Source organism: Exiguobacterium sp. R-17, from assembly GCF_049913315.1.
Classification (GTDB): Bacteria; Bacillota; Bacilli; order Exiguobacteriales; family Exiguobacteriaceae; genus Exiguobacterium_A.
Genome location: NZ_CP184372.1, coordinates 2,340,479 through 2,359,014, shown reverse-complemented (window position 1 = coordinate 2,359,014; position 18,536 = coordinate 2,340,479). Strand labels below are relative to the sequence as shown.

17 protein-coding genes, 1 other RNA gene and 1 pseudogene are annotated in these 18,536 nt (G+C 43.3%); 17 read left to right on the top strand and 2 right to left on the bottom strand.

The window, feature by feature from the left end; all coding sequences use genetic code 11:
- Positions 1-50: 50 nt before the first annotated feature.
- The 5 genes from ssrA (at position 51) to ACN9MT_RS12440 (ending at position 7,905) form a co-directional block, all read left to right on the top strand.
- Positions 51-409, top strand: a transfer-messenger RNA (tmRNA) gene (ssrA, locus tag ACN9MT_RS12460).
- 315 nt (positions 410-724) lie between these two features.
- Positions 725-2,830 carry a type I restriction-modification system subunit M gene (locus tag ACN9MT_RS12455; protein WP_426272270.1) on the top strand — a complete coding sequence of 702 codons (2,106 nt, stop codon included), beginning with the start codon at positions 725-727 and terminating at the stop codon, positions 2,828-2,830.
- A gap of 10 nt (positions 2,831-2,840) precedes the next feature.
- The gene (locus ACN9MT_RS12450) at positions 2,841-4,001 is read left to right on the top strand and encodes a restriction endonuclease subunit S (protein ID WP_426272269.1); all 1,161 of its coding nucleotides are present in this window, start codon (positions 2,841-2,843) and stop codon (positions 3,999-4,001) included.
- 31 nt (positions 4,002-4,032) lie between these two features.
- Positions 4,033-7,017: a type I restriction endonuclease subunit R gene (locus tag ACN9MT_RS12445; protein ID WP_426272268.1), complete on the top strand. Its 2,985-nt coding sequence runs from the start codon at positions 4,033-4,035 to the stop codon at positions 7,015-7,017.
- Between the two features lie 378 nt (positions 7,018-7,395).
- Positions 7,396-7,905, top strand: coding sequence for a GNAT family N-acetyltransferase (locus ACN9MT_RS12440; protein WP_426272267.1), 510 nt, complete (start codon positions 7,396-7,398; stop codon positions 7,903-7,905).
- Between the two features lie 56 nt (positions 7,906-7,961).
- Here the strand turns inward: ACN9MT_RS12440 and ACN9MT_RS12435 are convergent, their stop codons facing one another.
- A complete protein-coding gene (locus ACN9MT_RS12435; protein WP_426272266.1) occupies positions 7,962-8,327 on the bottom strand; it encodes a winged helix-turn-helix transcriptional regulator in 366 nt (121 codons plus the stop codon).
- 205 nt (positions 8,328-8,532) lie between these two features.
- On the opposite strand from ACN9MT_RS12435, the gene hxlA reads away from it, so the two are divergent.
- From hxlA to ACN9MT_RS12420, 3 genes are all read left to right on the top strand, one after another.
- The gene (hxlA, locus tag ACN9MT_RS12430; protein WP_023469194.1) at positions 8,533-9,168 is read left to right on the top strand and encodes a 3-hexulose-6-phosphate synthase; all 636 of its coding nucleotides are present in this window, start codon (positions 8,533-8,535) and stop codon (positions 9,166-9,168) included.
- Complete coding sequence (gene hxlB, locus ACN9MT_RS12425; protein WP_426272265.1) at positions 9,169-9,717, top strand: 6-phospho-3-hexuloisomerase; 549 nt, start codon at positions 9,169-9,171, stop codon at positions 9,715-9,717.
- A 186-nt stretch (positions 9,718-9,903) separates the two neighbouring features.
- On the top strand, positions 9,904-10,674 hold the full coding sequence (locus ACN9MT_RS12420; RefSeq protein WP_426272264.1) for a hypothetical protein: 771 nt from the start codon (positions 9,904-9,906) through the stop codon (positions 10,672-10,674).
- A gap of 38 nt (positions 10,675-10,712) precedes the next feature.
- On the opposite strand, the gene hisJ is transcribed toward ACN9MT_RS12420, so the two are convergent.
- Entirely contained in the window at positions 10,713-11,507 is a 795-nt protein-coding gene (hisJ, locus tag ACN9MT_RS12415; protein WP_426272263.1) for a histidinol-phosphatase HisJ, read from the bottom strand.
- Positions 11,508-11,629: 122 nt separating this feature from the next.
- Between hisJ and ACN9MT_RS12410 the strand changes: the two genes are divergently transcribed.
- From ACN9MT_RS12410 to hisIE, 9 genes and pseudogenes are all read left to right on the top strand, one after another.
- Positions 11,630-12,451, top strand: a complete 822-nt coding sequence (locus ACN9MT_RS12410) for an ATP phosphoribosyltransferase regulatory subunit (protein ID WP_214805352.1) — start codon at positions 11,630-11,632, stop codon at positions 12,449-12,451.
- Entirely contained in the window at positions 12,452-13,063 is a 612-nt protein-coding gene (hisG, locus tag ACN9MT_RS12405; RefSeq protein WP_023469189.1) for an ATP phosphoribosyltransferase, read from the top strand.
- Entirely contained in the window at positions 13,060-14,277 is a 1,218-nt protein-coding gene (gene hisD, locus ACN9MT_RS12400) for a histidinol dehydrogenase (RefSeq protein WP_426272262.1), read from the top strand. The genes hisG and hisD overlap by 4 nt, the downstream gene beginning before the upstream one ends.
- Complete coding sequence (locus tag ACN9MT_RS12395) at positions 14,277-15,248, top strand: pyridoxal phosphate-dependent aminotransferase (protein ID WP_426272261.1); 972 nt, start codon at positions 14,277-14,279, stop codon at positions 15,246-15,248. The genes hisD and ACN9MT_RS12395 overlap by 1 nt, the downstream gene beginning before the upstream one ends.
- Complete coding sequence (gene hisB, locus ACN9MT_RS12390; protein WP_035396348.1) at positions 15,221-15,802, top strand: imidazoleglycerol-phosphate dehydratase HisB; 582 nt, start codon at positions 15,221-15,223, stop codon at positions 15,800-15,802. The genes ACN9MT_RS12395 and hisB overlap by 28 nt, the downstream gene beginning before the upstream one ends.
- Positions 15,799-16,386 (top strand): imidazole glycerol phosphate synthase subunit HisH, encoded by a 588-nt coding sequence (gene hisH / locus ACN9MT_RS12385; RefSeq protein WP_215147262.1) that lies wholly within the window; start codon positions 15,799-15,801, stop codon positions 16,384-16,386. The genes hisB and hisH overlap by 4 nt, the downstream gene beginning before the upstream one ends.
- On the top strand, positions 16,359-17,063 hold the full coding sequence (gene hisA, locus ACN9MT_RS12380) for a 1-(5-phosphoribosyl)-5-[(5-phosphoribosylamino)methylideneamino]imidazole-4-carboxamide isomerase (protein WP_035396350.1): 705 nt from the start codon (positions 16,359-16,361) through the stop codon (positions 17,061-17,063). Before hisH ends, hisA begins: the two co-directional genes overlap by 28 nt.
- A complete protein-coding gene (hisF, locus tag ACN9MT_RS12375) occupies positions 17,057-17,806 on the top strand; it encodes an imidazole glycerol phosphate synthase subunit HisF (RefSeq protein WP_426272260.1) in 750 nt (249 codons plus the stop codon). Before hisA ends, hisF begins: the two co-directional genes overlap by 7 nt.
- Positions 17,803-18,418 (top strand): annotated as a pseudogene (gene hisIE / locus ACN9MT_RS12370) (bifunctional phosphoribosyl-AMP cyclohydrolase/phosphoribosyl-ATP diphosphatase HisIE). The gene hisF and the pseudogene hisIE overlap by 4 nt, the downstream one beginning before the upstream one ends.
- The last annotated feature ends 118 nt before the right edge of the window (positions 18,419-18,536 follow it).

Here is an 18,536-nt window from a genome sequence, read left to right as displayed (position 1 = left end):
CACTTTTCTGCTAGAATGTTAGTATTCGGAAAGCCCCAATTTTATATCTTGGGGACGTTACGGATTCGACGGGGGTAGTTCGGTCTTCTGTGGCGTGTCGAGGGGTCGGCCTCGTTAAAACGCACCAGCCATAACTGGCAAAACTAACACACAACTCGCAGCAGCGTAATAGCAACTGCGGATCCTAGCAGCTGTCGCCTGGTCGGCTGATTTCTAGGGTCTCACTTTAAACAGGCTACGCTTGGACCCTTCCGTCTGGAGGGAAAGAGAAGAGATGGAATCAGACTGGTCAGACGGACGCCTGTCAATTGGCAGCCTGACGACGAGATCCCAATAAATTGACTACACACGTAGAAGCTTAAGTATACGATACCTTCGGACGTGGGTTCGACTCCCACCGTCTCCATACGACGAAATCAGTGGATTTCAAAAAGTCAAAACCCTTTGCAAATGAGGGTTTTGACTTTTTTTTACTCATAGAACATCATCGAATGTCATATATCATTAATTAATAAATTAGTTTATTCGTTGTGTCTTGATAATTACTCGTGCCATTTCTTTCTGTTGTTAAAATAAATCTGTATACATTGGCGTCTCATAGAATAAGAACTTCTTTTTAGCAATCAATCTTACAAGCACAACTAACACAAACCTTCGAAGTTATTAAATGTTATAATTAATTATTTGGAATTTATTTTAAACGAAACTTATAAGGAGTTTTTTTATGAATGAATCTTTAGAGGTATTATATGAAAATACGGAAATTAATGTTACAAAAGAAACAAATTTAGTACTGTCGATAGCAAATAAGTTAAGAGGAACCTATAAGGCAGAAGATTATCAAGACGTAATTATACCAATGGTAATTATTCGTCGTTTTGAGTGTGCCTTAGAAGAGACAAAGTATGAAGTAGTCAAAACTTATGAAACAAACCCAAAGATTGCTCCTAAAGTATTAGAACGAAAAGCTGGTCATAGTTTTTATAACATTAGTCGATTTAATTTAAATAATTTACAAGATCAAGCTGATAATGTTAAAGATAATTTTAAAGAATATATCAATGGTTTTTCAATAAATATTAAAACAATTATTGAAGATTTAGGTTTTAAGAAACAAATCGACAAACTAGATAAAGCAAATAAATTATTATTGGTTATTAAAGCTTTTGCGAATTTTGATTTATCACCTAAAACAGTCGATAACATGCGTATGGGGTATCTTTTTGAAGATCTGTTAAGACGTTATTCAGAGAACGTGAATGCTGGTGATCATTATTCGCCCCGTGAAGTTATTCGTTGCTTAGCCAATTTATTATTGGCTGAAGGTAGTGATGATATTTACCAAGAAGGAAAAATCATTAAAATTGGAGATTTCGCTTGTGGTACTGGCGGTATGTTATCTACAGCAAATGATTTTATTTTGCGCAAAAATTCATCAGCAAAGATTCATATGTTCGGGCAAGAAATCTTAGATAGTTCTTATGCTATCTGCCTAGCAGACATGCTGATTAAAGGACAAGATGCAAGTCATATCCAATTGAAAAATACTTTAAAAGAAGATGCTTTTCCAGATGATGAATTTCGTTTTGTAATTATGAATCCTCCTTTTGGTACACCATGGAGTGGCGATAAAGCCGAAAATGGAACAAAAGAAGCCGTTGAAGCCAGCGATCGTTTTAAACATCGGATAGGAATTGATGGACCAGAAATTACAATGACGCCAGCAAGTGGAGATGCACAACTTTTGTTTATGCAACATGCGTTAAAAAAATTAAATAAAGAAAATGGTCGTGCAGCCATTATTACTAACGGTTCACCACTATTTTCAGGTGGAACAGGTTCGGGAGAAAGTCAAATTCGCCGTTGGATGTTAGAAAATGATTTAATTGAAGCTATTATTGGATTTCCTGACCAATTATTTTATAATACGGGAATTTCAATTTATGCATTTATCTTGAGCAATAATAAAAGAGCTGAGCGCAAAGGGAAAGTTCAATTGATTGATGCAACGAATTTTTATAAAAAAATGCGTAAATCAATGGGAAATAAAAGAAATGAATTATCAAATGAACATATCCAAAAAATCACTCATCTATATGCCGAGTTTAAAGAAAATAAGTACTGTAAAATTTTTGATAATGAGGAATTCTTGTATAAAGAATTTGCCGTTTATCAACCAATGCAACGGAATTATCAGATAACTGAAGAACGTATTCAAGCAATGATTGATAACAATGATTTAAAAAACTTTTATGATCAAGAAAAAATGGAAGAATATCAATTGATGGATCCACTACCTACAAAAGAAAAAAATACTTTAGAGAAGTTTTTAAAAAATAGACCGACCTTTGATGAAATCATTAAACGATTAAGAGAAAAAGAAATTGGGACATACAAAGAACCAAAAGAGTTTACGAAAAAAGTGAAGGATCTTTTTTATGATTTAGAAATTCCAACGGGGATACTTAATAATATCGTTAGATCAATGAGTCGTATGGATAAAACGGCTGAAATTCAAAAAGATAATAAAGGAAGGATTATTCCCGATAAAGATACGAAAGATATTGAATTGATTCCATATAAACAATCCGTAAAACAATATATGCAAAAAGAAGTTTTACCTCATGTACCTGATGCCATGGAATTCTTTGAGGAAGACTTGAATAAAAAAACAAAAGGAAAGTCAACTCCATCTATAAAAATTGGAGCAGAAATTCCATTTACACGTTACTTTTATAAATACCAAGAACCAAAGACTTCAGAAGAATTATTGAATGAATTCAAAGAACTTGAAGCAGAATTAAAAAGTTTATTAACAGAGTTAGGGTAGGTGATTGTATATGAAAGAAACTGGTATTGAGTGGAGTGGTAAAATTCCGAATGAATGGAAACTTTATCGTTTAAAAGAAGTAGTTTCGATAAAGAACGGAAAAGAAGTTGAATTAGAGCTTGATGAAGGAATACCAGTCTATGGATCTGGAGGAGTATTTAAATATACCGATCGTTATCTTCATGATGGGAAAAGTGTTTTATTAGGTCGTAAAGGTACGATAGATAAACCTCAGTACGTTGAAGGGAAATTTTGGACGGTAGATACGTCATATTACACTATTGTGAATGAAGAGAAATTTTCGACAAAACTTTTTTACTATATGAGTCAATGTTTTGACTATAAATATTTTCAATCTGGTAGTACATTACCAAGTATGACACAATTAGATTTAGGATTGATTAAATTACCTATTGCTGATAATTTTGAGCAAAAATTAATCGTCGAGTTTCTTGATAATAAAGTCGGAGAGATTGATAAAGCAATTAAATTACTAAAACAAGAAATTGAAAAACTTGAAGAGTATAAGAAAAATATTATTAGTGAGTATTTAAATGATGTAAAGAGAAAAACTAAGTTGAAATATATAGTGCAAATAAAAGATGGAACTCATGACACGCCAGATTATCTTATGAATAAAGATAAAGGATATCCCTTAATTACATCGAGATATGTTGATTCTGAACATAATTTGATTGATTTTGAGAATGCTCCTAGAATTAGTGAGAAAGATATGAAAGATATCAATAGACGCTCAAACGTTGAGTTTGGAGATATTATTATGCCAATGATTGGATCTATTGGAAATCCAGTTATCGTAAATTCTCGAGATGTTTTTTCTATTAAAAATTTAGCGCTATTTAAAACCTCCAAAAAGCCGACTTTATCTAAGTTTATCTACTACCAGTTTTATTCTCACGATATACTTCAACAATTTGAACAGGTTACTAGAGGTGGAGTTCAATCATTTGTTTCGTTGTATATTCTAGGAAATCTAACTTTCAGAATAACTGATGATTTTGAAATGAAGTATATAGTTGGAAAAATTGAAAATAAAATTCAGCTAAGTGATAAGATAAAAAAAATTAAAGATAGACAGTTGTGTAGTTTAAAAGATTATAGAAAGTCCTTAATTTTTGAGTATGTAACTGGAAAAAAAAGAGTTATTTAATAAAATAAAGATAGATCGGAGATAGTAAAAAGTGTTAAAAAATCCAATTCAGGAGCGTTCTGATTATCAACGTTTTATTATTGATTACTTAGTTGAAAATAATGGGTATGCAGAACGTAAATATTCAAAATCCACCTATGACCAAAATAAAGCAATGAATCAAGAAGAATTAATATTGTTCCTTAAAGATACTCAACCCGATGAATATCAAGAACTTTATGATTATTACGGTGAGAATACAGATAATGTAATTATTAGTACAATCTTAAAACAAATTGATTCGAAGAATGGTATGTTATTAACGGTTTTAAAATATGGTGTAGATATTGATAATACTCATTTTGAATTGATGTACCGTAAACCAGGCAATGATTTTAATCGAACATGGCAAGAAAAATATGAGAAAAATCGTTTTACTGTGATGGAAGAGGTATATCATAAAGTAGGTGAAAGGATAGATTTAGTTTTATTCTTAAATGGGTTACCGGTTATCACCATAGAATTAAAAGCCAATACTTCGGGTCAATCCTATAAGCATGCGATTTGGCAATATCGAAAAGAGCGAGATTACAGAACACGGTTACTACGATTTAAAAAAGGTGCTTTAGTTCATTTTGCAATGGATTTCAAAGAAGCTTATATGTGTACAGAATTAAAAGGAGAAACAAGCTACTTTTTACCTTTTAATCGTGGATACAATGATGGAGCAGGCAATAAATCAAACAAAGATGGGTTCGGAGTAGCTTATATCTGGGAAGAAATTTTTACAAAAGATATGCTTTTATCTTTGATATCTAAGTTTATTTTTTTAGAAAGAAAAGAAGATAAGATTAAGAAAAAGGTTGAAGAACATTTGATTTTCCCTCGTTTCCATCAACAAAGAGCAGTGCAGCGAGTAATTGAAAAAATGCGTACGCACGGAACAAATCAAAACTATTTGATTCAACATTCAGCTGGTAGTGGAAAGACCAATACAATTGCATGGTTATCTCATCAATTGTCACAGTTAATCGATGAGGATGGAAAAGCGGTAGTAGATAGCACAATCATAATTACTGACCGTGTGGTTGTTGATCGTCAACTACAACGAGCAATTCAACAAATTGAGCATAAAGCTGGTTTAGTTAGAGTAATGGATAATGATGCGACAAGCCAAGATTTAGCAGATGCGTTAAATGGTAGTTACAAGATTATCGTTTCAACGATTCATAAATTTAACTATATTGTCGACAATGTTCGAGAGTTAGAAGATAAAAAATTTGCCGTTATTATTGATGAAGCACATTCTTCAACGAGTGGACGAATGATGGATGGGGTAACCGAAGTACTTAGTAAAAAGGTACAACAGATTTCCAATGAAAATGGTGAAGAACTTGATGATCAAGAATTAGTTGCAGCCAAGATTGAATCAGATATTGAAGCACATGGGAAGCAAAAAAATGTATCGATGATTGCTTTTACTGCTACACCTAAACCAAAGACTTTGAAAATTTTCGGTGAAAAGGGTCCAGATGGTCATGAAAAAGAATTTGACTTGTACTCAATGAAACAAGCAATTGAAGAAAAATTTATTTTAGATGTTTTAGAAAATTATACAACCTTTTCAACATATTACAAGGTGATTAGTAAAGCCATAGATGATCCTTCTCTAGAAATTTCGCAGGCGAAGAGAGCCATTACGCGTTTTATTTCTTTGCATGATGTAAATATTACACAGAAAGTAGAAATAATTGTAGAACATTTTAGGGAAAATATTCAGAATATGCTTGGTGGACAGGCTAAGGCTATGATTGTAACGAGTTCACGAGAAGCAGCCGTTAAATACTATTATGCATTCGATAACTACGTTAAAAAACGCGATTACAATAACATTACTCCCTTAGTAGCATTTAGTGGGAAGTTTCCATTAAGTGACGATAAAAAGGTAACTGAATCATCAATTAATGGTTTCTCTGAAGAGGAATTACCAAAAAAGTTTGATACAGATGCATATCAAGTGTTACTTGTAGCTAATAAGTACCAAACAGGATTTGATCAACCAAAATTATGTGCCATGTACGTTGATAAAAAATTATCTGGGGTTACGGCTGTTCAAACACTATCCCGTTTAAATCGTACTTATCCGAATAAGTATACATTTGTACTAGACTTCGCTAACTCGTATGAAGATATAAAAAAAGCATTTTCTAAATACTATACTGGAACATATCTCGGAAACGAAGTTAATCCACATGATATTTTTGTGATAGAAGAAAAAATAGAGTTAAGAAATATATTAGATTATGATGACATTAATAACTTCAATAACTTAATGTATTTAAATAAACGACTAAAAAATGATCGTCAAAAAGTAGAATATTATCTAGATAGATCTGTTAAGCGTTTTAATGAATTGCAAAAAGAAGATAAGGAAGAAGCTATTTTAGAACTTAAACACTTTATAAGCTTTTATAATTTTTTAATCCAAGTAACAAGCTTCAAAAATATAGATTTGCATAAAAAATATAATTTTATCCGTTTTTTATTGAAAGAAATTGATTTGTTAGGGGCGAATACCGGTGTTGATTTAAATGGAAAGATAGATGTTGAATTTGAAAAACCAAGGATGACTGATGAAGTCACTGACAGTTATATTAGAGAAAGTCAAGGCGAATTAAAACTCCCTGGGGCGGATATACCAAAACCGTATGAACCAATTATCAAAAAATTGTCTGAAATTATTGAAGAATTCAATTTAATGCATGGTACAAATTTCAGTAGTAATATTGAGATTGAATCTGTAATGCATGTGAAAGAGATTTTGGTAAAAGATGAAGATTTACAAAGGTCAGCCAAAGTTAATAGTAAAAATGATTTCAAATTAGAATATAATCGAAGAATTGACGATGCTTTGATTGAAGGTATGGAAAGAAATCAAAACTTTAATAATACTTTATTATCCAATGACGAGCTAAAACACTCAATATTTGATTTGTTCATGGATGAAATATATAAGCGTTTGAATGATTTTAAGTAACTTAATATAAACTTTATATTTTATATTAGTATAAGGCGGAAATAGTATACTAAAAGAATATTTGGTTTTCATACATGAATTCAAGTACTTTTTATATAACAATTTATGTGACTTAAAGAAGTTAATGATTGACAAAATTTTGATAAGTATTAAACGTATATAGTTTATACAAAAAAATTGAAATCGCATCAGACATTTTCAGTTCGTTTTTGATTTTGTCATTAGCAGTTGAAATTGTTACGAATAGTAGTGCTAATGGATTGAGTAAGGATTGAGTAAGTGGAAGAATAACAAACCTAAATTAAAGAGTTTTACTTTTTATAAAATCGGTATGCAGTAAAATTAGGCTGTGATATTGCAAGAAACGGAGCTGAACCTATGATCCGACGTGCCACGTTAATAGATGGAAAAGCCTTATCGGACTTAATGCGACGAATTGATCGAGAAACGAAATATATGTTGTATGAGCCGGAAGAACGCGTTCTGTCAACGGAACAGGCGGAGGCGTTCATCGAGAAGTTCGGTCAGGCTGCGAACTCGGACATCTTTGTCGTGGACGTTGATGAACAACTTGTCGGGTATGTGCTCGTCGTTGGTGGTGAACCGAGTCGGATTCGTCACCGGGCGAATCTTGTCATCGGCTTGCTCGATGCTTATACGGGTCGTGGACTTGGTGCGGGTCTACTTGAAGCGGTTGATACCTTTGCGATTGAAGCAGGACTCATCCGACTCGAGTTGACGGTTCGCAAGGATAACTTGCGGGCCATCGAGCTCTATCATAAATTTGGCTTCAACATCGAAGGAACACGCATCGCATCACTCTTCATCGATGGCGAATACGTCGATGAACTGGCGATGTCGAAGATTTATACGGCGGAAGAATCCTAAAAAAGATGCTCTGTGGACTTATCTCTGAAAAGAGACGAGACCGCGAGCATCTTTTTTTATTGCGATATTTTATGTTGTTCGAAATCGATTTCCAGAACATTTTTCGCATAATCCTTACCCCAAGCATACATCGCGTCTAAAATCGGCATTAAGCTATGTCCGTGCGGTGTCAACGAGTATTCGACCTTCGGTGGTACAACCGGATAGACTTCCCGGTGAATGATGTGGTGGTCTTCGAGTTCCCGCAGTTGATTGACAAGCATCCGTTGCGTGATGCCGGGCATCAGACTTTTCAGTTCCCCGAATCGTTTTGTGCCTTCCTTGCCTAAGTGCCAAAGAATGAGCATCTTCCATTTGCCCCCGATGATCGAGAGGGTCAATTCCTTCTCACAGTTAAACTGACGATCTTCAAAATGTGGCATCGATTCCACCTCCAGCTCCAGTATAGTCTTTCTTCCGGTCGACAGTATACTTTTCCGCACTATGTATGAAAAACCGCACTATGTAAATTAAAAGTGCGTACTTCCCAAGTTCGTCTATCAGGATTATATTTAGTCCTGTTCCTTCTTGAACGTCTGAAGGAAGTGTCAGGTACGACAATACAGAGAAGAATGGGAGAGATACAAAATGAAATTACAACTCGCAATTGATTTAGTCGATACAGCAGGTGCGATTGCTTTAGTCAAAGAAATCGGGGAAGACAATTTAGATATCGTCGAGATCGGCACACCGGTCGTCATTAACGAAGGGCTCCGCGCCGTCAAAGAAATGAAGGCAGCGTTCCCGAACTTAACGGTCCTCGCTGACTTGAAGATCATGGATGCTGCCGGTTACGAAGTCAGCCAAGCTGTCGCACACGGTGCCGATATCGTGACGATCCTTGGTGCAGCGGAAGACATGTCAATCAAAGGGGCAGTCGAAGAAGCGAAAAAATCAGGCAAACAGATTCTCGTCGACATGATTGCTGTCAAAGATATCGCAACACGGGCGAAAGAACTGGATGCGTTAGGCGTCGACTACATCTGTGTCCACACAGGTTACGATTTGCAAGCAGTCGGTCAAAACTCATTTGAGGATCTTGCGACAATCAAGTCGGTTGTGACAAACGCAAAAACAGCTGTTGCAGGTGGCATTAAGATGGAGACACTACCGGAAGTCATCGCTGCACGTCCTGATTTGATCATCGTCGGTGGCGGGATCACGGGACAAGATGATAAACAAGAGACAGCGTCAACGATGCACCGGATGCTGCAAGAGGCGTAAATGACACACATTCAAACGATTATCGAAGAGCTGACTTCGACGGTCGAAGCAATCGATGCGACCGAGACAAAAGAACTGGCAGACGCTGTGCTGCAAGCGAACCGGATTTTTCTCGCAGGAGCTGGTCGCTCCGGCTTGATGGGGAAAGCGTTCGTCATGCGGCTGATGCACATGGGACTCGATGCTTATGTTGTCGGCGAGACGGTCACGGCGAACTTACGTGAGGGTGACGTGTTAATCGTTGGTTCCGGATCAGGTGAGACGAAAACGTTGATTCCAATCGTCGAGAAAGCACAGCAACTCGGTGGAACGGTGGCCGTTGTCACAATCAATCCGACATCGACGTTAGCACGATTAGCCAACGTGATCGTCCAACTGCCCGGGGTTCCGAAAGAACAAACGGCATCAGCGGACGAGACGGTGCAACCGATGGGATCATTGTTCGAACAGACGATGTTGTTGTTCTATGATGCCTTGATTCTGCAGATCATGGAAGAGAAGCAACTCGATTCGCAAACGATGTACGGGAAACATGCCAACTTAGAGTGAAACATATGAAACAGAGTAGTTCTCTTCAATAGAAGAGGGCTAGTCTGTTTTTGTCTGTAGATCTTTCATGTATGAATGCGTATTTATCAGAAATTCTCCTTTCCCTCTTTTCGTAACTTTCTTAAAGACTTAGTCTCGCAACGTGAGATACTCAAAGAAAGGAAAAAAGAGGAAAAGGAGATTGTCATGCGATTTCAACGAATTGGTGTAATCAGTGCCTTACTCACTGCAAGTATCTTGACCGGTTGTGCAGAACCGGACCAAATTCCGCCTTTGAATCAGCTTAGGTCACACTGGATCGAGGATAATACTGCTGAAGATGTAAATAATCCCGATGCCATCGTGCAACGCATTAAAGCGAAGGACTTTTCAGAACAGGATTCGTTTGAAGCGGATTTCCGTCGTCACGTGACGTTTTACTTTAAAGATGGAACAAAAGCGCACCCGACTGAAGGTGATATCTGGAGCAGTATCGTTGTCGGAAATCATGCTTACGTGACGCTGCATTATCCAAAAGGAGCAGATCGTCTTGCTGTACTAGAGTATACCAAGCAAGAGACGAACTGGATGTTAGGAGGCGTCTCATATGACGACGTTCAAAACATTAAGAAGAGTAGTTCTGCTCGCGGTTTGAATTTACCGTTCTCAACATTCCAAGCGATTGCCAGTAGTTCAAGTCCTAATGGGGATGATAGCATCTGGTTCTTCCATACGAAGTCCCAAATGATTCTGCTAACCGTCGTTCCGAAGCAAGACGTTCAAGGCAAGGACTGGAAGGAAACGACGCTTGCGAACGGACAGACAGCTTATTTCCAGCAGAAACAAAAGAGAACGAACCTCTATTACGTCGAGGACAATCAAATCGTCCTCCTGTCCGGTAACGTGTCGCTAGCACAATTAAAAAAATTAGCAAGATCGATTGCTCCTGTCGACGCTGCTGATTTTCCGTATTCTTAAACAAAAAAATCCGGACGCTGCGGCATCCGGATTTTTATTTACCATTTGAAATCGAAGTCAGCACCGACATCTTTTGCGAGGTGGGCATCTGATCCATAAACGAGCGGAATCGATAACGACTGCGTGACTTGCAGGAGTTCCGGGTAAGGATAGGAAAGACCACATAATGGTTTCCGGAGTCCTGCTGTGTTGACGTCGAGTGTGAAGTTCGCCTGACGGATTTTCCGTAACGTGTCGTCGAGGTTCGTTGGGTTCGACTCAAGTGGATAGGCTTGGATGAACTTCGTCGGTAACGTTAAGTGACCGAGGCGCTTCGGCTGGTGTGCACCGAAGTCCGTCATGACGAGGGCTTGGATGCCTTCATAATAGCGTTCGTGTACCGCCGTGACGCTTCCGAGTTTCGTGACGATCTCACCGAAGCTTTCCTTGCTGAAGTCGACGCCGTAATATTGCTCATCGATGTATAAGTAATGCAGTGAGAGAATGCCGTCGGTTAAGACGTCAGCGTAGCGGGCAATGATGTCACGAGTACCGTCGACATGCCCTTCCCAGTAGTCGAACTCCATCCCGATCCGGATATCAATCTGATTCTTGTATGTCTCGCGGAGTTGCGTCAATTCCTTCAGGTAGGCATCGGCTGTCGCGAACGACATTCCGGAATCGTTATCTGGCGCAGGATCCGTCACACCTTCAGGTAAAGGGGCATGTTCCGTGAAGCTGATCCGTTCTAAGCCTTGCTCTAAGGCACGCTCGATGTAGGCTTCAAGTGGATCCTTCGTACCGTGTGGACAATATGGACTGTGGACGTGACCGTCCCATTTCAATAATTGCATGAGTAACCCTCCGATTTTTTAGAATTGGCAAGCAAAGCGATTGACAATGTGCCCCAAACGCGGTATCTTATCGTTAAATAATTTAGCGTGGTACAGTGATAATAAGATAAAGGAGTGGGAGTATGCAATCATTTTCTACGATTCGACTCAAGGATGGAGCGACGGACTATGTCGGTGCCTCGGCAACGCGGCTCCAGCAGGTCATCCGTCAGCTCGAAGATGGACTCGAACAATCTAACTATACCCGATTAATCACCCCCTTAATTGAGGAAATCGGTGGACGGGAACAGATTCGGATGGATTTTACGACTAGTGTCGCACGTGCACTCAGCGAACGCGGTCGCGAACAATATAAACGTGTCTTCTACAGTGGCTCCGTCTTTCAACCGGAAGAGAAGTTCCAGGTCGGATTCGAGGAACGGGGACAAATCGCAGAAGTCGAAGCAATCCAACTCGCGGTCCGACTCGTCGAGGAACTGACAGGAAAAGAAGTCACCCTCTCAATTGGTGATGCTGGTCTAATCGAGCATTTGATCGAGACACGTGTCGGTGATCATCACTTACGCGACCAAGTGACGCAGATGCTCCGTTTACGTAACGTCATCGAACTGAAGCGGATCGCGGGTCAACTGGATGATGCTTTACTCGCGAAACTTCCTTTATTATTCGGACGCGAAGGAGCAGAGACGATCTTACCGTACGTTGACGAAACACGACTCAATGCTGTGCTTGATCTCGCGGAAGCCGTCAATGCCGATCTCGACTTCGGTCAAATGGGCTTACAGACGTACTACGACGGGATCACGGTCCACGGTTTCATCGAAGGCGTGACGGAACCCGTCCTCGTCGGTGGACGCTACGACCGGCTCTATGAACAATTCGGACAAGAACAACAGGCGTTCGGTATCGGATTCTCGGTCGAACGGTTGGCGGAGGTGCTCTAAATGCGAATCGGAATTACGAAAGGACGGCTGTCGAAAGCGACAGAACGTTATCTGAAAGAAGCTGGCGTCGAGACATGGGGAGCCATTGAACGCGAACTAATCGTCAAACGGGGCGAGCACGAATTCGTCTTCATGAAAGGATCGGATTTGATCCCGTATGTTGCCCAAGGCGTTCTCGATGTCGCGATCACCGGCAGTGATATCCTACTGGAATCAGATCAAGAACTATCGGAACTCGCGGAATTACCGTTCGGTGTCTGCCGGATGTCCGTCTGTGCAAAGGAACCGTTGCAATTCGAAGGCGGACGCCGCGTCCGGATCGCGACGAAGTATCCGGTCATCGCAAAACGCTACTTCAGCGAACTCGGTGTCGACGTCGACATCGTACCGTTGAACGGATCCGTTGAACTAGCACCGTTACTTGGTCTTGCTGACGCAATCGTCGATATCGTCGAGACAGGTGAGACGTTACGGGCGAACGGACTAAATGAATACGAAAAAATCATCGATATCAGCGCTCGATTCTTTACGAGCGAATGGACGTTAAAACGGAAGCGGGTTGAAGTCATCCGCTTGCTCGAGCAATTGACAGAAGGAGTGACACGATCATGACACCGACAAAACCATTCAGCATCGATCGCGACACGGAGCTCGCGGTCCGCGCGATTCTCGAACGCGTCGCAACAGACGGTGACGCTGCTGTCCGCGATTACACGAACCAATTCGATCAGGTCGATCTCGAAAATTTCCGTCTCAGTGAAACACGGATCACACAAGCCTTCGAACAGGCAGACGCCAACTTGATTGACTCGTTGAAGTTGATGGCGACACGACTCGTCGAGTGGCACGAACAAGAACTACCGTCTGACATCGAACTCGTCGAAGCAGACGTGACACGACGCCAACGCTTCGTTCCCGTTGATTCAGTCGGGATCTACGTACCGGGTGGTGCAGCAAGTTATCCATCGACCGTCTTGATGAACGCGATTCCAGCGAAAGTTGCCGGAGTCGAACGCGTCGTCATGGTGACTCCGATGACGAACTTAAGTGATGAGGTTCTCGTTGCGGCTCGGATCGCTGGTGTGACAGAAATCTATACGATTGGTGGAGCACAAGCGGTCGCCGCGCTGACATTTGGAACAGAAAGCATCCAAGCCGTTGACTTGATCGTCGGACCCGGAAACCGCTTCGTTGCTGAAGCAAAACGCCAAGTCTACGGGATTGTTGGCATCGACTCGGTTGCCGGTCCATCGGAAGTCGTCGTCATCGCGGACGAGACGGCGCATCCAGACCGGATCGCAGCCGACCTCCTTGCGCAAGCCGAACACGACCGTGACGCTGTCGCGATCGCCTTCGTGCCGACCGAAGAGATGAAACAAGCGGTGGATACAGAAATCGAGCGACGCTTACAACAATTGCCGCGTCAAGAGATTGCCCGCCGTGCGATGGAAAACGGTGGCGTCTTCGTCGCTCCACTTGAGAAAGCGATCGAAGAAGCGAACCGTCTCGCAGCGGAACACTTGGAACTTGCCGTTGCCAATCCGCAAGAGGTCGTCAAATCGATCCGTCACGCTGGGATGATCTTTCTCGGTCACGAGACACCGGAAACGCTCGGCGATTACGTCGCTGGAACGAACCACGTCTTACCGACATCCGGAACAGCTCGTTTTGCGTCTGGATTATCAGCGCGGACGTTCCTGCGTCACCAGACGATGCTCGAAGCCACACGCGCAGGCGTACAACGTCTCGCGAACGCAGCGAAAACCGTTGCCCGGGTCGAAGGACTCGAAGCACACGCACAAGCCATCGAAGTGAGGGAAGACTAATGCGATTACACCAAAACGAACGATTCACGACCCACAGTCCAGTCGGGATCGAAGCGATCCAGAAATTGATCGCGACGTTCCCTTTAAATGAATATCCTGTCGAGATCATCGATCAAGTCAAGGCGTCGTACGCGACGTATGCCGGTGTCCGTCCGACGCAACTCGTCGCCGGGAACGGCTCGGACGAGTTGATCGGCTACTTATGTGCCCGCTACGGTGGACCCGGCATGCCGGTCATCGCCTCGGAACCTGACTTCGTCATGTACCAGTTCTACGCTGACCGGGCACGAGCACCGTTTGAACGGGTACCGCTACTTGACGAGATGACGCTTGACGTCGAGGGATTGATCGCAGCACCGGGGGAGATCATCTTCTTGAGTCACCCGCACAATCCGTCCGGTGTCCTCCGCAAGGAAGCAGACATCCGTCGCTTGCTCGACAGTGGCAAATACGTCGTCATTGATGAGGCGTATATCGACTTCGCGCTCGAACAGTCGATGCTTCACTTACTCGAGGAATATCCGAAAGCGATCATCTTACGGACGCTCTCGAAAGCGTTCGGACTCGCATCGCTCCGACTTGGTTTTGTCATCGCGAGCGAACAAATCATCGAAGAAATCGAACAGATTAAATCACCGTACAACGTCTCTGGTCTATCAGCAGCTGTCGGCATCGCCATCATGGCAGAACCGGAACTCGATCGAGTCTTAGAGGAAACGTATGCGAGCCGCGAGGCGATCGAACGGATTCTCGCGCCAATCGGCAAGACGTATCCAAGTGCAGCGAACTTCGTCTACGTCGAGTATCCGGAAGCCGAACGCTTTACGCAACGTTGTGCTGACGCCGGATTACGGATCCGTTTGTTTAACCAAGCATTCCGTGTCAGTTGTGGATCACCAGAAGCAATGCAAGTATTAGAAACGTGTGTAGAGGAGGAATTACGATGCGGCGTGGCGCAAGCGAACGAGTAAGTGCAGAGTCAGACATCAAGGTCGAGGTCGATCTCGCAGGAGGTCCGGTTGAGATTAAGACGGGTGTCGGGTTCTTTGATCATATGTTGACGTTATTTGCCTTTCAGGCCAGGATCGGTCTGAAGGTGACAGCAAAAGGTGATACGTGGATCGATGCGCACCACACGGTCGAAGATACAGCGATCGTCCTCGGGGCAGCGTTGACGGAAGCGCTCGGCGATAAAGCCGGGATTGAACGCTACGGCGAATCGCGTGTACCGATGGATGAGACACTCGCGTCGGTCGTGCTCGATTTCAGCGGTCGTCCGTTCACGGTCTTCCGTGCTAGTTTCAAGAATCCGAAGCTCGGTGACTTTGATACGGAACTCGCAGAAGAGTTCTTCCAAGGCTTATCACGGAGTGCCCGGATGACGATTCATGCCGAAGTCTTATATGGCTCGAACACACACCACATGATCGAAGGGTTGTTCAAAGCACTCGGTCGAGCCGTCCGTCAGGCAGTCGCCGTGACGAGCGAAGGGGTACCGTCTACGAAAGGGTTGATTGATCAATGATAGCAATCGTCGATTATGGCGTCGGGAATATCGCGAATGTCGAGCGGGCGTTAAAGGAGCTCGGCGAAGCAGTCATCGTCACGAGTGACACGGAGTTGCTCGACCAAGCGGAAGCACTCGTCTTACCGGGTGTCGGTGCTTATGCACCGGCAATGGAGCGCCTGAAGGAAACGGGACTCGTCGACTTCTTAAAAGAACAAGCGGAAAAGAAACCGTTTCTTGGGATTTGCCTCGGGATGCAACTGCTCTTTGAATCAAGTGACGAAGATGGACTGACGGAAGGTCTCGGGATCTTACCGGGAACGATCGAAAAACTACCGAATGACGTCCGCTTACCACACATGGGTTGGCACCAGCTGACGAACCACGGCGAAGCGGTCTATTTCGTCCACTCGTACGGCGCTGTTTGTAACCCAGAATGGATCGTCGACGCGGTTGAATACGGACGTCTTGTTCCAGCGATCGTTCAAAAAGGACAAGTCACCGGGATGCAGTTCCACCCGGAGAAGAGTGGCGAAGTCGGACTGAAACTACTGAAGGAATGGAGAGAGACGACATGCAACTCTACCCAGCAATCGATTTAATGAGCGGACAGGCCGTACGCCTGAAGCAAGGAGATTTTGACCAACAGACATTCTTTGGTGATGCGTTGACGATTGCGAAGCGCTTCAAGGAAGATGGGGCGACAGCGATCCACTTGATCGATCTTGATGGCGCGAAAGCTGGCGAACCGTTGCACTTGAGCTTGATTGCCGACATCAAAAAGGAGACCGGTTTGTTCGTCGAAGCTGGTGGTGGTGTCCGTAACATCGAAACCGTCGAAGCATACGTCGGTGCCGGAATCGACCGGATTCTCGTCGGCACGGTCGCCCTAGAAGACGAAGCGTTACTCGAGCAGATGATTGCTCTCGCTGGTGATAAACTGGCTGTTGCGTTAGATGCAAAAGAAGGTATCGTTCAAACACGCGGCTGGCTCGAAGCGAGCGGTTGGACGCTTGAAGAGGCAATGACACACTTGATCGGTAAAGGCATCAAGACGTTCCTTTATACAGACATTTCGCGTGACGGAATGATGATGGGACCGGACGTTGATGGACTCGATCGTTTAAAACGGGAAGGGGTCGAATTGATTGCTTCCGGTGGTGTGACGACAGTCGATGACGTCGCGCGCCTCAAAGAAATCGGGATGGACGGAGCGGTCGTCGGTCGGGCGTTACTCGACGGATCACTCGCCTTAAAAGAGGTGTTACGCGTATGTTGATGAAGCGGATCATTCCCTGTCTTGACGTCAAGGAAGGACGTGTCGTCAAAGGGGTCAAATTCCAAAACTTACGTGATCTTGGTGACCCGGTCGCCGTCGCGAAATACTATTACGATCAAGGAGCGGACGAACTCGTCCTGCTCGATATCTCAGCGACACAAGAAGGACGCGAGACGATGCTCGATATCGTCGAACGCGTCGCAGAAGTCATCTATATGCCGTTTACGGTTGGTGGCGGAATCAAGACGATCGAAGATGCGAAACGCTTGATTCGTGCCGGTGCTGACAAAGTCTCACTCAATTCATCAGCGCTCCAAAACCCACAACTGATTCAAGAAGTCAGCCGCCTGTTCGGCGTCCAAGCGACAGTCGTCGCAATCGATGCGAAGCAGACGGGCGACTCGTGGGGTGTCTTCTCACACGGGGGAACACAACCCGTCGGACGTGACGCGATCGAATGGGCACAGGAAGCCGTTGCTCTCGGTGCCGGGGAGTTACTCGTCACGTCGATGGACGCTGACGGAACAAAAGACGGCTATGATCTCGCCTTGATTCGTCGTCTGCGTGAAGTCGTCAACGTGCCGATCATTGCTTCCGGTGGGGTCGGAACGCTCGATCACTTAGCGGAAGGGCTAGAGGCAGGAGCTGACGCAGCCTTAGCTGCTTCGATTTTCCATGAAGCGACGTACACGATGCCAGAAACAAAAGCTTACCTCAAAGAACGGGGAGTCGAAGTCCGATGACGACATTGAATTTTTCAAAAGGACTCGTCGCTGCCGTCGTCGTCGACGAGCAGACGAACGATGTCTTGATGGTCGGGTTCATGGACCAAGCGGCGTATGATAAGACGCTTGCGACCGGTCTCGTCACCTTCTTCTCGCGGACGAAGAATCGTCTTTGGACGAAAGGCGAGACGAGCGGGAACACGCTTGAACTCAAACGGATGTGGATCGATTGTGATCAAGATAGTCTCTTGATCACGGTCAAAGCGAACGGTCCAACATGCCATACCGGAAATCGCAGTTGTTTCTATACGGAAGTGGAGGTGCCCGATGTTATACGAACTGGAACAGACCGTCAAAGCGAAGATTGATGCGAAGGAAGCAGAATCCTATACGAACTATTTGATTGCTTCTGGATATGAGAAGATCGCGAAGAAGTTCGGCGAAGAGGCATTTGAAGTCGTTCTCGCTGGTAACGATACGTTAGCAGAAGAGACAGCAGACTTGTTGTATCACTTAACGGTCTTGCTCGCTGAGCGCGGTGTCTCATTCAAAGAAGTCGAAGCCGTCCTTAACGAACGTCACGGTACAAAATCGACGTTCAAGGATCGCCCGGATATTGAACAATGGTAAACGACATCCACATCGCAAAGGCGGTGTGGATTTTTGTATAAGCGGGAAAAGACAAACAGATGACGGTTGTCATCAAATCGACAGAATCTTTCGATAGGCACGCTGTCGCTTCAGAGCG

Coding starts and splice junctions, on each gene's coding strand:
- ACN9MT_RS12395 (WP_426272261.1), top strand. CDS start 14,277: ATGCGATTACACCAAAACGAACGATTCACGACCCACAGTCCAGTCGGG.
- hisA (WP_035396350.1), top strand. CDS start 16,359: ATGCAACTCTACCCAGCAATCGATTTAATGAGCGGACAGGCCGTACGC.
- ACN9MT_RS12450 (WP_426272269.1), top strand. CDS start 2,841: ATGAAAGAAACTGGTATTGAGTGGAGTGGTAAAATTCCGAATGAATGG.
- hisF (WP_426272260.1), top strand. CDS start 17,057: ATGTTGATGAAGCGGATCATTCCCTGTCTTGACGTCAAGGAAGGACGT.
- ACN9MT_RS12410 (WP_214805352.1), top strand. CDS start 11,630: ATGCAATCATTTTCTACGATTCGACTCAAGGATGGAGCGACGGACTAT.
- hxlA (WP_023469194.1), top strand. CDS start 8,533: ATGAAATTACAACTCGCAATTGATTTAGTCGATACAGCAGGTGCGATT.
- ACN9MT_RS12455 (WP_426272270.1), top strand. CDS start 725: ATGAATGAATCTTTAGAGGTATTATATGAAAATACGGAAATTAATGTT.
- hisJ (WP_426272263.1), bottom strand. CDS start 11,507: ATGCAATTATTGAAATGGGACGGTCACGTCCACAGTCCATATTGTCCA.
- hisH (WP_215147262.1), top strand. CDS start 15,799: ATGATAGCAATCGTCGATTATGGCGTCGGGAATATCGCGAATGTCGAG.
- hxlB (WP_426272265.1), top strand. CDS start 9,169: ATGACACACATTCAAACGATTATCGAAGAGCTGACTTCGACGGTCGAA.
- hisB (WP_035396348.1), top strand. CDS start 15,221: ATGCGGCGTGGCGCAAGCGAACGAGTAAGTGCAGAGTCAGACATCAAG.
- hisD (WP_426272262.1), top strand. CDS start 13,060: ATGACACCGACAAAACCATTCAGCATCGATCGCGACACGGAGCTCGCG.
- hisG (WP_023469189.1), top strand. CDS start 12,452: ATGCGAATCGGAATTACGAAAGGACGGCTGTCGAAAGCGACAGAACGT.
- ACN9MT_RS12435 (WP_426272266.1), bottom strand. CDS start 8,327: ATGCCACATTTTGAAGATCGTCAGTTTAACTGTGAGAAGGAATTGACC.
- ACN9MT_RS12440 (WP_426272267.1), top strand. CDS start 7,396: ATGATCCGACGTGCCACGTTAATAGATGGAAAAGCCTTATCGGACTTA.
- ACN9MT_RS12420 (WP_426272264.1), top strand. CDS start 9,904: ATGCGATTTCAACGAATTGGTGTAATCAGTGCCTTACTCACTGCAAGT.